General features: G+C 69.6%; 15 protein-coding genes. 4 read left to right on the top strand and 11 right to left on the bottom strand.

Annotated features, from left to right (window positions below; all coding sequences use genetic code 11):
- Positions 1-43: 43 nt before the first annotated feature.
- On the bottom strand, positions 44-1132 hold the full coding sequence (locus KXR53_RS29250; protein WP_437378881.1) for a P1 family peptidase: 1089 nt from the start codon (positions 1130-1132) through the stop codon (positions 44-46).
- Positions 1133-1401: 269 nt separating this feature from the next.
- Complete coding sequence (locus KXR53_RS29245; protein ID WP_437378879.1) at positions 1402-2532, bottom strand: iron-containing alcohol dehydrogenase; 1131 nt, start codon at positions 2530-2532, stop codon at positions 1402-1404.
- Positions 2533-2659: 127 nt separating this feature from the next.
- Here KXR53_RS29245 and KXR53_RS29240 point away from each other — a divergent pair, with 127 nt between their 5' ends.
- Both KXR53_RS29240 and KXR53_RS29235 read left to right on the top strand, forming a co-directional pair.
- Complete coding sequence (locus KXR53_RS29240; protein WP_437378877.1) at positions 2660-3478, top strand: hypothetical protein; 819 nt, start codon at positions 2660-2662, stop codon at positions 3476-3478.
- A gap of 94 nt (positions 3479-3572) precedes the next feature.
- Positions 3573-4802 (top strand): Zn-dependent hydrolase, encoded by a 1230-nt coding sequence (locus KXR53_RS29235; RefSeq protein ID WP_437378874.1) that lies wholly within the window; start codon positions 3573-3575, stop codon positions 4800-4802.
- Here the strand turns inward: KXR53_RS29235 and argB are convergent, their stop codons facing one another.
- The 6 genes from argB to rpmH all read right to left on the bottom strand — a co-directional run bounded on the left by argB (position 4803) and on the right by rpmH (position 9413).
- A complete protein-coding gene (gene argB, locus KXR53_RS29230) occupies positions 4803-5717 on the bottom strand; it encodes an acetylglutamate kinase (protein WP_437378871.1) in 915 nt (304 codons plus the stop codon).
- 250 nt (positions 5718-5967) lie between these two features.
- Positions 5968-6630 (bottom strand): ribosome biogenesis GTP-binding protein YihA/YsxC, encoded by a 663-nt coding sequence (gene yihA / locus KXR53_RS29225; protein WP_437378869.1) that lies wholly within the window; start codon positions 6628-6630, stop codon positions 5968-5970.
- Positions 6627-8435 (bottom strand): membrane protein insertase YidC, encoded by a 1809-nt coding sequence (yidC, locus tag KXR53_RS29220; RefSeq protein WP_437378867.1) that lies wholly within the window; start codon positions 8433-8435, stop codon positions 6627-6629. The genes yihA and yidC overlap by 4 nt, the downstream gene beginning before the upstream one ends.
- 63 nt (positions 8436-8498) lie before the next feature.
- Positions 8499-8789 carry a membrane protein insertion efficiency factor YidD gene (yidD, locus tag KXR53_RS29215; protein ID WP_437378865.1) on the bottom strand — a complete coding sequence of 97 codons (291 nt, stop codon included), beginning with the start codon at positions 8787-8789 and terminating at the stop codon, positions 8499-8501.
- Positions 8786-9205, bottom strand: a complete 420-nt coding sequence (rnpA, locus tag KXR53_RS29210; protein WP_437378863.1) for a ribonuclease P protein component — start codon at positions 9203-9205, stop codon at positions 8786-8788. The genes yidD and rnpA overlap by 4 nt, the downstream gene beginning before the upstream one ends.
- A gap of 73 nt (positions 9206-9278) precedes the next feature.
- Entirely contained in the window at positions 9279-9413 is a 135-nt protein-coding gene (rpmH, locus tag KXR53_RS29205; protein ID WP_026869162.1) for a 50S ribosomal protein L34, read from the bottom strand.
- Positions 9414-9561: 148 nt separating this feature from the next.
- Here rpmH and KXR53_RS29200 point away from each other — a divergent pair, with 148 nt between their 5' ends.
- Positions 9562-10323, top strand: a complete 762-nt coding sequence (locus KXR53_RS29200; RefSeq protein ID WP_437378861.1) for a methyltransferase domain-containing protein — start codon at positions 9562-9564, stop codon at positions 10321-10323.
- Between the two features lie 10 nt (positions 10324-10333).
- On the opposite strand, the gene KXR53_RS29195 is transcribed toward KXR53_RS29200, so the two are convergent.
- Both KXR53_RS29195 and KXR53_RS29190 read right to left on the bottom strand, forming a co-directional pair.
- Positions 10334-10684 carry a type II toxin-antitoxin system RelE/ParE family toxin gene (locus KXR53_RS29195; RefSeq protein WP_437378859.1) on the bottom strand — a complete coding sequence of 117 codons (351 nt, stop codon included), beginning with the start codon at positions 10682-10684 and terminating at the stop codon, positions 10334-10336.
- A gap of 6 nt (positions 10685-10690) precedes the next feature.
- The gene (locus KXR53_RS29190; protein WP_437378857.1) at positions 10691-10978 is read right to left on the bottom strand and encodes a type II toxin-antitoxin system ParD family antitoxin; all 288 of its coding nucleotides are present in this window, start codon (positions 10976-10978) and stop codon (positions 10691-10693) included.
- 354 nt (positions 10979-11332) lie between these two features.
- Between KXR53_RS29190 and KXR53_RS29185 the strand changes: the two genes are divergently transcribed.
- Positions 11333-11698 (top strand): DinB family protein, encoded by a 366-nt coding sequence (locus tag KXR53_RS29185; RefSeq protein ID WP_437379021.1) that lies wholly within the window; start codon positions 11333-11335, stop codon positions 11696-11698.
- A gap of 69 nt (positions 11699-11767) precedes the next feature.
- Here the strand turns inward: KXR53_RS29185 and KXR53_RS29180 are convergent, their stop codons facing one another.
- Positions 11768-13030: an ABC transporter substrate-binding protein gene (locus KXR53_RS29180; RefSeq protein WP_437378855.1), complete on the bottom strand. Its 1263-nt coding sequence runs from the start codon at positions 13028-13030 to the stop codon at positions 11768-11770.
- Between the last annotated feature and the right edge of the window lie 70 nt (positions 13031-13100).

The following is a 13100-nucleotide window of genomic DNA, read 5'->3' as shown; positions in this document are numbered from 1 at the left end:
GCGTCGGTCGATGCCGACACAAGAATCCCCGGGGCCGGCGCCGTCAAGTGCGTCCGTACCGGCGCATGATGTCGGGCAGCCGCTCGACCGGCAGGGCATGGCTGACCCGGCCCTTGCGACCCGTCATGGTCTCGGCGGCGCAGAGCGAGTTCCAGATCGCCTCCTCCGTCGCCTCGACCACCGCAGCCATCAGCGGCTGCAGCGCGAAATCCGGCAGCATGCGCAGGGACTCGAGGGGCCGCGTGCGGCTCGTATCGGTGGCCTGGCCGAGATCGTTGCCGGTGGAGAAGGCGATGAACACGTCGCCGCTGCCCGGCCAGCCCAGGCCGCCGACCCGGGCCAGGCCCAGCCCGGCCCGCTGCGCCAGCCGCCGCAGCTGGTGCGGGAACAGCGGTGCGTCGGTGGCGATGACGACCAGGATCGAGCCTTCGACCCGACGCTCGGCGAAGCAGCTCGGCACGTCTCCGACCGGGATCTCGCGCCCGACCGGCACGCCGTCGAGCAGCAGCCGCTCGCGGTCGCCGTAATTGGTCTGCACCAGGATGCCGACGGTCCAGGTCTCGCCGCCGTGGGCGACGCGGCGCGAGGCGGTGCCGGTGCCGGCCTTGAACTCGTGCGCGTTGGTGCCGGTGCCGCCGCCGGCATTGCCCTCCGCCACCGGGCCGGCCGTGGCGCGACGCAGCGCCTCCAGCGTGTGCTGCGGCCGCAGCACGAAATGCTCGCTCTCCGACAGCCAGCCGTCATAGGTCTCGGCCACCAGCGGCATCTTGAAGTCGGCGCCGGTGGCGAGCGTCATCTCGGCGTCGACCATGCCCTCGTGCACCGCGCCGATCGAGAAGGTGCCGGTCAGGGCCAGCGGGCCGCAGAGCAGGCCGAACTCGTTGATCCAGGTCAGGCCGGTGACCTCGCTGTTGCCGTTCAGCACATGGCCGGCGGCGAACAGGTTGCGGTGCCAGATCTCGCCCTCCTGCGGCACGATCGCGGTGATGCCGGTGCGGATGATGTGCGGGGTCTCCCCCACCAGGGTGACCTGGCCGACCAGGACGCCGGGCACGTCGGTGATTCCGTTCTTCGGGCCGGGCGGCAGCGTGCCGATCGAAAGCCCCAGATCCCGCAACCTCGCGCGCGCCATCGCACCCTCGCCGTGACTCGAAGCGTCATGCCCGGCGCCTGGGTACCAGAGGCTTCGCATCCCGATCTACGCCCCGATTGGGGTGGATGGCTGGGCCTCAAAAAAGAACGGGCCGACCCCGTGGCCGGCCCGAGTTGAACAGGGAGGTTCATGCACGATGCGGACGTGCAACCGTAGAACGCCTCGCAAAAGGGGAGGTTCCCACCCCCCCGAAATTTTTTGCTCATACCATAATCGCACTGTGAAATTGCCTATCGATTGGGCGTTGCTCACCCGTTGAGCGCGGCGTCGAACAGCGCCTCGTAGTCGGCCCGCGACACCGGCCGGACGTTGCTGCCGGTGGAATGGTCGGCCAGGGCGCCGGCCACCGCGCGCTCGCGATGCGCCTCGGTCACGCCCATCTGCCGCAGGCTCCGCGGCAGGCCGAGCCGGGCGTTGAGGTCCTCGATCGCGGCGGCGAGATCGGCGTCCTCCGCCAGCCCCATCGCCCGCGCCAGCCGTGGATATTTGTCCGCGGCCGCCGGGACGTTGAAGCGCAGCACCGCCGGCAGGATCACGGCGTTGAGGGTGCCGTGGTGCAGCACGGCGTCCGGAATGGCGCCGAGGGCGTGCGACAGGCCATGCACCGCGCCCAGCCCCTTCTGGAAGGTCAGGCCGCCTTCCAGCGCCGCCATCATCATCTCGGCCCTCGCCTCACGGTCGCCGCCATCGGCCACGGCCCGCGGCAGGAAGCGCATGGCGCGGGCGGCACCATCCAGCGCAATGGCATCGGCCGGCGGATTGTACCGGGGCGACAGGAAGGTCTCGATGCAATGGGTCAGCGCGTCCATGCCGGTCGCGGCGGTCAGCAGCGGCGGCAGGCCCAGCGTCAGTTCGGGGTCGCAGATGGCGCGGGCCGGGATCAGATGCGGGCTGATCAGCGCCAGCTTGCGGCCGTCACGCAGCGTGATCAGGGCGCCGCGCCCGACCTCGCTGCCGGTGCCGGCGGTGGTCGGGATCGCGACCAGCGGCGCCACCGGCCCGATCCGGCCGGCACCGCCCTCGATCAGCGCATATTCGGCCAGCTGCCCGGCATGGGTGGCGCGCAGCGCCACCGCCTTCGCCAGGTCCATGGCCGAGCCGCCGCCGAGGGCGACCAGCCCGTCGCAGGCGGCGTGCTTGTAGGCGTCGAAGGCCTTGTCGACCGCCGCCTCGGTCGGGTTGCCGGGCGTCTCGGTGAACAGCGCATAGCCTTCGGGCAGCATGTCGCGGACCTGGTCGAGCAGCGGCAGGCGGGCGATGCCCGGGTCGGTGACCAGCAGCGGCTTGCGCAGGCCGAGCTCGGCCAGCTCCTGCGGCAGCAGCTCGACCGCGCCCCAGCCGAAGCGGGTGGTGGTCAGATAGGTGATGGTGTCGGCCATCGCACGGCTCCTCCTGCGGCGTCGGAGGAACCCTAGAGGATGCGGTCCGCCATCGGAAGCCGGCGGGAGATCTTCACGCTGCGACCGGCTAGGCTGGCGCGGTCTTCTCCGAATCGCGAGGAACCGCATGCGGCGCCTGTTCTTCCTGCTTGCCGTCGCAATCCTGACGATGGTGAGCCAGATCGGCGGCGCAGTGCTGATTGTCGCTTGGCTGGGAAGTCGATTGCTGCCCCCGCAGCGCCGATTGCGCAGCCTTGCCGTCGTTGTTCTCTTCGCCGTCCTGTATTCCGCCGCGACCCTTGTCGTCGTGCCTCCCCTGGCGGCGCTTGCCGGGCGGGTGCCCCTGCCCTGCCGGGCCGAGCCAGGGCGACCGGTCGCCGCCGGGCACCCGCTGTACTGCCTGCTGAACCGCAACTATGTCGACCCGCGGCTGGTGCCGCTGCTCGACGCCCTCGCCGCCGCGATGGACCGCGCCCATCCCGGCACGGTCACGCTGTATCTCGACGCCGGCTTCCCGTTCCTCGACGGCATGCCGCTGGCGCCGCACCTGTCGCATGACGACGGCCGCAAGCTGGACCTCGCCTTCTTCTACACCGACCCCGACGGCGGCTACCGGCCGAGCCTGCTGCGCTCGCCGATCGGCTACTGGGCGTTCGAGCAGCCGGGGCCGGGCGATCCGCTGCCCTGCACCGAGCCGCGCTGGCTGACGCTGCGCTGGGACATGACCCTGCTGCAGGGGCTGTACCTTGACCGGCCGCTGGAGCCGGAACGGACCCGGACGGCCCTGGCCTGGCTGCTGGCCGAAGGGCCGCGCTTCGGGCTCGAGAAGATCCTGCTGGAGCCGCATCTGGTCCAGCGCTTCGGCCTGTCCTCGCCGCTGCTGCGCTTCCAGGGCTGCCGCGCCGCCCGGCACGATGACCACCTGCATCTGCAGATTGCCCCCTGACTCCGCGCAAAGCCTTTGCGTGGCCGGGCGCAATACGCAAACCGATCGACCGGGCCCGGCGATAAGCTGCCGCCGCAACGATCCGGGACCCGCCATGACCTCCTCCCGCCCCGCCATCGACCACGCCCGCCTGCTCGAACGGCTGCAGCGTCTGGGCGCCATCGGCCGCGGCCCCTCCGACGGCCCGACGCGCCTGGCGCTGACCGATGCCGACCGCGACGGCCGCGACCTGCTGGTCGGCTGGATGCGCGAGGCGGGGCTGGAGGTGCGGGTCGACCGGATCGGCAACATCTTCGGCCTGTGGCCCGCCCCCGGCGCCGACGACCCGGTGATGGTCGGGTCGCATATCGACACGGTGATCGACGCCGGCATCTATGACGGCTGCTATGGCGTCCTGGCCGGGCTGGCGGTGGTCGAGGCGCTGCGGCAGGCGGGTGCCGCGCCGGCGCGGCCGGTCGCGGTCGCCGCCTTCACCAATGAGGAAGGGGTGCGGTTCCAGCCGGACATGATGGGGTCGCTGGTCCATGCCGGCGGCCTCGGCCTCGACGCCGCCCTGGCCACAATCGGCACCGACGGCAAGGAGCTGGGCGAGGAGCTGGCACGCATCGGCTATGCCGGCGACATCGAGCCCGGATCGATCCGGCCCGCCTGTTACCTGGAGCTTCACATCGAGCAGGGCCCGATGCTGGAGGCGGAGGGGCTGGCCATCGGCGCCGTCGACTCGCTGCAGGGCATCTCCTGGCAGCGCATCACCATCACCGGCGCCGCCAACCATGCCGGCACCACGCCGATCGCGGCCCGCCGCGACGCCGGCCTGGCCACCGCCCGCGTCATCGCCCATCTGCGCGACCGGGTGGCGAATGCCGGCACGCTGGCCACCGTCGGGTCGCTGCGGCTGGAGCCGGACGCAATCAACGTGATTCCATCGCGCGCGGTATTCACGGTCGACCTGCGCGACCCGGAGGAGGAGCGGCTGCAGGCGGCCGAGGCCGAGCTGGCCGGCTTTCTCGGCCGGCTGGCCGCGGCCGAAGGGGTGGAAATAGCGACGGAGCGGCTGGCCCGCTTCAGCCCGGTGCGGTTCGACCCGGAGCTCGTCCGCCTGATCGCCGAGGCGGCGGAGCGGCGCGGCCATCGCTGGCGGCGCATGACCTCCGGCGCCGGGCACGACGCGCAGATGATCGCCCGGATCGCACCCGCCGCCATGATCTTCGTGCCCAGCCGCGGGGGCGTCAGCCACAACCCGGCGGAATTCACCGAACCCGGCCAGCTGGCCGCCGGCGCCGATGTGCTGCTGGACGTCGTCGCGCGGCTGGCCGGGGTCTGATCACGCCCGGATCAGGGTGCCGACGCCGCCCTCGGTGAAGACCTCGAGCAGCACCGCATGCGGCACGCGGCCGTCCATGATCACCGCGCCCTCGACCCCCTGCTCGACCGCCGAGATGCAGGTCTCGAGCTTCGGGATCATGCCGCCGGAGATGGTGCCGTCGGTCATCAGCTCGCGCGCCCGGGCCAGCGGCAGCTCCTGGATCAGCGTCTTCTCCTTGTCCAGCACGCCGGCGACGTCGGTCAGCAGGAAGAAGCGGGTGGCGTTGAGCGCCGCGGCGACGGCGCCGGCCGCGGTGTCGGCGTTGATGTTGTAGCTCTCGCCGCGCGGGCCGACGCCGATCGGCGCGATCACCGGGATGAAGTCGCTGTCCTCGAACGCCTCCAGGATCTCCGGGTTCACCGCCGCCGGCTCGCCGACGAAGCCGAGGTCGAGGATGCGCTCGATATTGCTGTCGGGGTCGCGCTTGGTACGCTGCAGCTTGCGGGCCGAGATCAGCGCCCCGTCCTTGCCGGAGACGCCGACCGCCTTGCCGCCGACCGCCTGGATGGCCGAGACGATCTGCTTGTTGATGTTGCCGGACAGCACCATCTCGACCACGTCGACGGTGTTGCGGTCGGTGACGCGCAGCCCGTCGACGAATTCCGACTTGATCTGCAGCCGCTCCAGCATCGCGCCGATCTGCGGACCGCCGCCATGCACCACCACTGGGTTGATGCCGACCTGCTTCAGCAGCACGACGTCGCGGGCGAAGCTTTCGGTCAGGGACTCGTCGCCCATGGCGTTGCCGCCGTATTTCACCACGAAGGTGGCGCCAGCGTAGCGGCGCATGAAGGGCAGCGCCTCGACCAGGGTCTGGGCCTTGTCGAGCGAGGCGGCGGGCAGGTTGGGCGGGGCGGCGAAGGGCTTGGTCATCGGGCTCGATCCTGCGAGCGGTGGGCCGGCGCCCCTCTCATGCCCCACCATGCGCCCGCGATCAACCGCAGAGAGAAGTTCCCCATCGGCGCGTCGCCTCTCCCGGTTGCGGGACCTTCCGGACCGCCCGTCCCCAACCGTCATTGCGAGGAGGCGAAGCCGACGAGGCAATCCAGGGCCGGTACGAGCGGCCCCTGGATTGCTTCGCTGCGCTCGCAATGACGGTACTGGAAGCTCGGAGAAGGCGCCTCTATCCGTTCTTCGCGATCTCCGCCAGGAAGGCGCGCAACTCGGGGATGCCCTCGCCGCTGTCGCTGCTGGTCAGTAGCACCCGCGGGAAGGCCGCCGGGTGGCGCTTCAGCGCCGCCTCGACTTCCGGGATCCGGCGCTGCCGCTCGCCCTTGCCGACCTTGTCCATCTTGGTCAGCACCACCTGGGTGGCTACGGCGGTTTCGTCGAGCAGCTTCAGGATCTCCTCGTCGGAGTCCTTGATGCCGTGCCGGCCGTCGATCAGCACCAGGGCCCGGCGCAGCGTCGGCCGGCCGCGCAGATAGCCCTTCAGCGTGTCGGTCCAGCCCTGGACCAGCGACTTCGAGACCTTGGCGTAGCCGTAGCCCGGCAGGTCGACCAGCGCCAGCCGGCCGCCCAGGTCGAAGAAGTTGAGCTGCTGGGTGCGGCCCGGGGTGTGGCTGGTGCGGGCCAGGGTCTTCCGCCCGGTCAGGGCGTTGACCAGGCTGGACTTGCCGACATTGGAGCGGCCGGCGAAGGCGATCTCCGGCAGGCCCGCGGGCGGCAGGTCGGACAGCGAGGCCGACCCCCAGGTGAAGCGGCATTCCTGGGCGAAGAGCAGCCGCCCCGCCTCGATCGCCTCGGGCCCGAACGCCTCGCCTTCGGCCGCCTGCGGTTCCGTCACCCCTTGCGGCCCGCCGGCTTGCGGGTGGCGGCGGGCTTCGCCGCGCCCTCGCCGCCCTTCTTCCGGGCGACCGAGGGCGGCGGCGCCGGCGGCTCGGCGCCTTCCTCCAACCCGCCCGAGATCTTCACATGCATGCGCTTCATGATCGACCACTGCTGGAGGATCGTCAGCGTGTTGTTCCAGGCCCAGTAGATCACCAGGCCGACCGGGAAATGCGCCAGCATGAAGGTGAAGACGACCGGCAGCAGCATGAACACCCTGGCCTGCACCGGGTCGGCCGGCGCCGGGTTCAGCTTCTGCTGCAGATACATCGTCACGCCCATGATCAGCGGCCAGGCGCCGATCATCAGCATCGCCGGCGGCGCCCAGGGGATCAGGCCGAACAGGTTGAACAGCGAGGTCGGGTCGGGCGCCGACAGGTCGTGGACCCAGCCGAAGAACGGCGCATGCCGCATCTCGATGGTGACCAGCAGCACCTTGTAGAGAGCGAAGAACACCGGGATCTGGATCAGGATCGGCAGGCAGCCCGCGGCCGGGTTGACCTTCTCGCGCTTGTACAGCGCCATCAGCTCCTGCTGCTGCTTCACCCGATCGTCGGCATAGCGGTCGCGCAGCTTCATCATCTCCGGCTGCAGCGCCTTCATCTTCGCCATCGAGCGGTAGGACTTGTCCGCCAGCGGGTAGAAGAGGAGCTTCAGCGCCAGGGTGAAGATCAGGATCGCGACGCCGAAATTGCCGACGATGCCGTGGATCCAGGCCAGGATCTTGAAGAACGGCTTGGTCAGGAACCAGAACCAGCCGAAATCGATGGCGAAGTCGAACTTGGTGATGTTGAGCGTCTCGGCATAGCTGCCGATCAGGTCGACCTCCTTGGCGCCGGCGAAGACGCGGCCGGTCGATTCCACGGTCTGCCCCGGCGCCACCGTCACGGCATCGGCCTGGTAGGTGGCGAGATAGCGGCCCTCGCCGTCCGACTGGTGCAGGAATTGGGTGTCGACCTTGACCGACTGGTCCGGCACCAGCGCCACCAGCCAATACTTGTCGGTGAAGCCGAGCCAGCCGCCGGTGGTGGTGTTGCGGACCGCCTTGTCGTCCTGGATGTCCTGGTAGGTCTTCTCCTCCAGCGTGCCGTTGAACACGCCGTAGGGGCCCTCATGCAGCACGAAGTAGCCCTGGGTCACCGGCGTGCCGAAGCGCAGCACCCGGCCATAGGGGGCCAGCTGCACCGGTTTATCGGTGTTGTTCACGACCCGCTGGACCACCGTGAACATGTAGTTGGCGTCGATCGAGATGGTGCGCTCGAACACCAGCCCCTGGCCGTTGTCCCAGCGCAGCACCACCGGCGCGTCCGGGGTCAGGGCCTGGCGGTCGGCGGTCCAGACCGTATTGGCGCCCGGCACGGGCACCGACGGGTCGACCGGCGCCCAGCCGTAATCCGTGTAATAGGGAGACGGGCCGCCCAGCGGCGTCAGCAGCACGATCTCCGGGCTGTTCGGGTCGGTGGTCTCGCGGTAGTCGCGCAGAGTGACGTCGTCGATCCGGCCGCCGGTCAGGTTGATCGAGCCGTGCAGGCGCGGCGCGTCGATCCTGACGCGCTGGGTCTGGGCCAGCGCCTGGGCCCGGTCCATCGGCGCCTGCGCCGCGGCGCCGACCGAGGTCGGCGCCTGGGGCGACGCGGTCGAGGTGGTGGTCGCCTGCTGCTGCGGCGCCGTGGTCGGCGTCGGGGTCGGGAACAGGAACTGGAAGCCGAGAAGGATGGCCAGCGAAAGGGCGATCGCCAGGATCAGGTTCTTCTGGTCGGTCATCGCATCAGGGCTCCGGTCCCGGCCCTTGCCCTCTAATCTGGCCGGCCGGTCAGTCGAATACGGTCAGTTGTCGGTGGGCCGGGCCGCGCCGCAGCAGGCGTCATGGCCCCGTCCACCGGCCGTCTTGGTCAGGGTGTCGGGCACGGGGTCATACCCCGACCCACCCCAGGGGTGGCAACGCGCGATGCGCCGCAGGGCCAGCCAGCCCCCGGCGATCGCACCGTGCCGCTCAATAGCCTCGATCGCATAGGCGGAGCAAGTGGGCTCGAACCGGCATTGCCGCCCGATCAGCGCCGACAGGCTGTAGCGGTAGACGATCACGAGCGCGCGCAGCAGATGGGCCAGCGGGCTCATGCCCTGCCCTCCTGCGTCTCCGCCTTCGGGCGCGCGGCGCTGAGCTTCTCCAGCGCGCGGTCGAGATCGGCCACGAGGTCGGCGAAGGGCCGCCGGATGGTCTCGCCGCGGGCGATCAGCACCAGGTCCTGGCCGGGCGCCGCCCGGCGGCCCAGGACCTCGGCGGCGGCGGCGCGCAGACGGCGGCGCGCCCGGTTGCGGGCGACCGAATTCCCGACCTTGCGGCTGGCGGTGTAGCCGACGCGGAGGTCGCAGCCGGCCGTGGCCTCCGATCCGCCTTCGTCCCAGCGGCGCGCCTGGACGATCACGCCGGGCGCCGCCCATTTCCGGCGGCTCGCGGCCACAGCCAGGAACTCGGCCCGCTTCTTCAGCCGGCCGAGGCGGTTCAGGCCAGGATCGTCAAGGCGGACGCGCATCCGGTCACCCCGGCCCCCAACGCTTGAAATCGGCAGATTTGCCTTGGGACCCAAGGCAAATCTGCGGGCCGGATTAAGCGGAGAGGCGCTTCCGGCCCTTGGCGCGACGATTGGACAGCACGCGGCGGCCGCCGACGGTCGCCATGCGGGCGCGGAAGCCGTGGCGGCGCTTACGCACCAGCTTGCTCGGCTGATAGGTTCTCTTCACGGTCGGAACTCCGGATGGCTCACTGCGCCCTTCCGGACGCAAAACGGTCGCGGGTTATAGGCACGCGCGGCGTCCGAGTCAATCGATCCGCCCGCGGATCGGTGCGGGGATGCTCCCGACGCAGATCTTCCGGTAGACTTCTTTCATTATGGCATGGAATCCGACCCACACCCTGAAATTCGCCGGGCCGCGGCTGCAGCCCGGGCTCGACCTCATCACCCGCCTGCCGGATATCGAGGCGAAGCGGATCGTCGATCTCGGCTGCGGCAACGGCGCGCTGGCGGCGCAGCTGGCCGAGCGCTGGCCCCGCGCCACGGTCACCGGGCTCGACCGCGACCGCAACGCGCTGCGCGAGGCGCGGGCGACCCATCCGGATCTGGACTGGGTCGAGGGCGACATCGCCGACTGGACGCCGGCGGAGCCGGTGGACCTGATCTTCTCCAACGCCGCGCTGCAATGGGTGGAGGGGCACGAGGCGCTGTTCCCGCGCCTGCTCTCCTGCCTCGCCCCCGGCGGCGTGCTGGCGGTGCAGATGCCGCGCAACTTCGACGCGCCGAGCCATGTGCTGATGCGGGCGCTGGCGTCGGAACCGCCCTGGGCCGGGCGGATCCCGCTGCGCCGGCCGCCGGTCGGCACCCCGGCCGTCTATTACGACCTTCTGGCGCCACGCACCGCCGCGCTGGACATCTGGGAGACCGAGTACCTGCATGTGCTGAAGGGCGACAACCCGGTGCTGCACTGGGTGCGCGGCACCGCCCTGCTGCCCGTGATGGCGGCGCTGTCGGGGCCGGAGCTCGACGCCTTCATCGCCACCTACGCCGCCCGGCTGGCCCAGGCCTATCCGCCGCAGCCGGACGGCAACACCCTGTTCCCCTTCCGCCGCCTGCTGCTGCTGGCGCGGGTGGCGTGAGCGGCCAGGTTCATTCGCCCTCGTCATCCGTGGGGAGGTGTCGCTTCAGATCCATCGCATCATGCAGGACGCGCAACACCGTGATGAGGGTGTCACCGGCCTGGCGATAGACCAGGACGTGGCGCCCAGCCTGGCCGTACCTTGCGACATGCAGTATGCGGATAGTCGGCCGGACATCGTCGCGTGCCTTGCTGCCCGGCACGACCGGCCCCTCCACCAACGCGGCAATCGCCCGGACGATTGTTCCCTTGTACCGGCTGGCCTGTGGCGCGCCGAAAGTCCGCGTGGTCCAATCAAGGATAGAGACGAGGTCCCGCTCCGCTTCGACAGTCAGCCGGACTTGCCAGCGGCGGCGTCCCACTCCGGATCAACGCTTCGCGTCGGATATCGCCTTGTCGGCCAGGGCGTTCAGATGGCGCCTCAGATCTGCCACCGAATCGAACGTGGTAACGTCTCCGCGCTCTTCAGCCTCGATTCCGAGATCGACCGCGGCCCGCAGCCGCTCGAGCTTGGCGGCATCTTCGCGCTCCCGCTGCTCGACCAGACGGAGCCCCTCGCGCAGGACCTCGCTGGCATTCTGGTAGCGGCCGGATTTGACCAGCGCTTCGATCAACTCGGCCTGATGATCGGTCACGACGACGTTGCGGGTCGGCATCGCAGGGCTCTTCCAAGCGGGTTCTGTGAGTAAGATAGGGGGATTGGCAGATAATGCCAATCCCGAGTGAGTTCACCTGGGTCCGCCTTGCCGCTCCCGCTTTGACCCGCGGCAAGATCGGCGCGAGACTGTCGTCGGGTGGCGTCCGACCGGGTCGGCATGGCTGCAGATCTTCCACGCAAGTCACGGAAAGCGCTCGATGACGACGCAATCGCTTCTGACGTCATTGTTCCAATACAAGGCCTGGGCGAATGACCGGCTTCTCGCAGCCATGGCCGCCATGGACGGAGGAGCCCTCCAGGCAGAACGGCACTCGGCCATTCTCATCCTCAATCACGCCTACATGTCGACCGGATCTTTGCCGCCAATCTGCAGAAGATTGAACACGGATACACGGCGAACGAAACCGACGACGCTCCGGCGCTGGAAGAGCTGTCCGCTTCCGTCAGGGAAATGGACCGCTGGTATCTCGACTATGTCGCGCGGCTGAGCCCGGACGAGCTGGGCGAGGTGATCGCGTTCACCTTCACCGACGGCGCGCCCGGACGGATGTCCCGCGAGGAGATGCTGGCTCATGTGATCGCCCATGGCGGCTATCACCGCGGCCAGGTGGGCCAGATCCTGTCGCAGATGCCGATCGCGCTGCGGCGAGAGAACGTGTTCCGCGACACCTTCACCAGCTATCTACACCGGGCCGACGCAGCAGCCGTGGCGACATAGGCGCCTTCTCGAAGCGCCCAATGACGACAGCTCGGGCTCGCCCGCGACGAGCCCGAGCTGTCCCCTTCCTCACTTCCCGGGCGGCTTGTACCAGGCGTCGAGTGTCTCCTGCACCTTGGCGGCGGCCTGCTCGGCGGTCATGCTGCCGTTCAGCACCTGGGCCGAGACGTTCCAGATCGCCTGGTCGACATTCGGCTTGCCGCGCGACAGGATCTGGTGCGCCAGGCGGATGTTGCCGCCGCACTTGTCCTTCCAGCCCTGGAACTCCGCCGCCAGCGCGTCCTTCAGCTCGACCTTGTGGGTCGACAGGGTGAAGAAGCCCGGCAGGGCGTTGGTGTAGAGCGTCGCGAACTCCGCCGAGGCCACCCATTCCAGGAAGGCGCGCGCCGCCTCCGGATGCTTCGTCTTCGCGTTCATGCCGAAGCCGATATCGGTGTGGTTGGAGATGAAGCAGCCGTCGCCCTCCTTCTCCACCGGCGGCGGGAACGCGCCCATCGGGAAGTCGGCCTGTGCCTCGAACAGCGGGATCTCCCAGGACCCGGCCGGGTAGATCGCGGCCCGGCCGAGGGTGAACAGGTTCTGGCTGTCGGGGTAGGACTGCGCCTCGTAGCCGTCCGGCAGATACGGCTTCCACTGCGCCAGCTCGGCCCAGGCCGCGACATAGGGCGCGTCGGTGAACTTGGCGGTGCCAGCGATCAGCGCCTTGCGGCCGGGATCGCCCTTCCAGTGGTTCGGGCCGATGTTCTGGAAGCCCATCGTCGCCGCCTCCCACTGGTCGGCGGTGCCGATGTCGAGCGGTGCGACCTCGCCCTTGGCCTTGATCTTGTCGAGCAGGGCGAAGAACTCGGCCCTGGTCTTCGGTGGGGTCAGGCCGAGCTCGTCGAAGATCTGCTTGTTGTAGATGAAGCCGGCGATCACCGACCCGACCGGCACGCAGTAGGTCGACTTACCGTCATCGGTGCTCCAGGCCGTCTTCGCCGCGTCGGTGAAGTTCTCGATTCCCTTGACGTCGTTCACTGCCGCGAGATGGCCCTTCTGGAACAGCGCCAGCGAGGCATCGAAGGCGCGGCAGGCGACGATGTCGCCGGCGACCCCGCCCTCCATCTTGGCGTTCAGTGCGGCGTTGTACTCGGTCGGCGCCGAAGGCGCGAAGTTCAGCTTGATGCCGGGATGCGTCGACTCGAAGGCCGGGATGATCTTGTCCTGCCAGATCTTGAGATCATCGTTGCGCCAGCTCTCGATCGTCAGCGTCACGTCCGCGGCCTGCGCGGTGCCGGCCAGGATGGCGAGCGCCGCGCCCGTCATCAGGACGCGGGATATGGTGATGGTCATTGCCTCGGGCCTCCCCTTCTGATGGTCTAGACCACACGGCAGGTCGGCCCGCTTGTCAATCCCCGCCGCT

It is taken from the genome of Inquilinus limosus (genome assembly GCF_051487185.1).
GTDB classification, from domain to species: Bacteria; Pseudomonadota; Alphaproteobacteria; order DSM-16000; family Inquilinaceae; genus Inquilinus; species Inquilinus limosus_F.
This window is presented reverse-complemented; position numbering and strand designations above follow the sequence as displayed.

Coding starts and splice junctions, on each gene's coding strand:
- KXR53_RS29180 (WP_437378855.1), bottom strand. CDS start 13,030: ATGACCATCACCATATCCCGCGTCCTGATGACGGGCGCGGCGCTCGCC.
- KXR53_RS29240 (WP_437378877.1), top strand. CDS start 2,660: ATGCGGCGCCTGTTCTTCCTGCTTGCCGTCGCAATCCTGACGATGGTG.
- yidC (WP_437378867.1), bottom strand. CDS start 8,435: ATGACCGACCAGAAGAACCTGATCCTGGCGATCGCCCTTTCGCTGGCC.
- rnpA (WP_437378863.1), bottom strand. CDS start 9,205: ATGCGCGTCCGCCTTGACGATCCTGGCCTGAACCGCCTCGGCCGGCTG.
- KXR53_RS29190 (WP_437378857.1), bottom strand. CDS start 10,978: ATGCCGACCCGCAACGTCGTCGTGACCGATCATCAGGCCGAGTTGATC.
- KXR53_RS29235 (WP_437378874.1), top strand. CDS start 3,573: ATGACCTCCTCCCGCCCCGCCATCGACCACGCCCGCCTGCTCGAACGG.
- argB (WP_437378871.1), bottom strand. CDS start 5,717: ATGACCAAGCCCTTCGCCGCCCCGCCCAACCTGCCCGCCGCCTCGCTC.
- KXR53_RS29245 (WP_437378879.1), bottom strand. CDS start 2,532: ATGGCCGACACCATCACCTATCTGACCACCACCCGCTTCGGCTGGGGC.
- KXR53_RS29250 (WP_437378881.1), bottom strand. CDS start 1,132: ATGGCGCGCGCGAGGTTGCGGGATCTGGGGCTTTCGATCGGCACGCTG.
- KXR53_RS29200 (WP_437378861.1), top strand. CDS start 9,562: ATGGCATGGAATCCGACCCACACCCTGAAATTCGCCGGGCCGCGGCTG.
- yidD (WP_437378865.1), bottom strand. CDS start 8,789: ATGAGCCCGCTGGCCCATCTGCTGCGCGCGCTCGTGATCGTCTACCGC.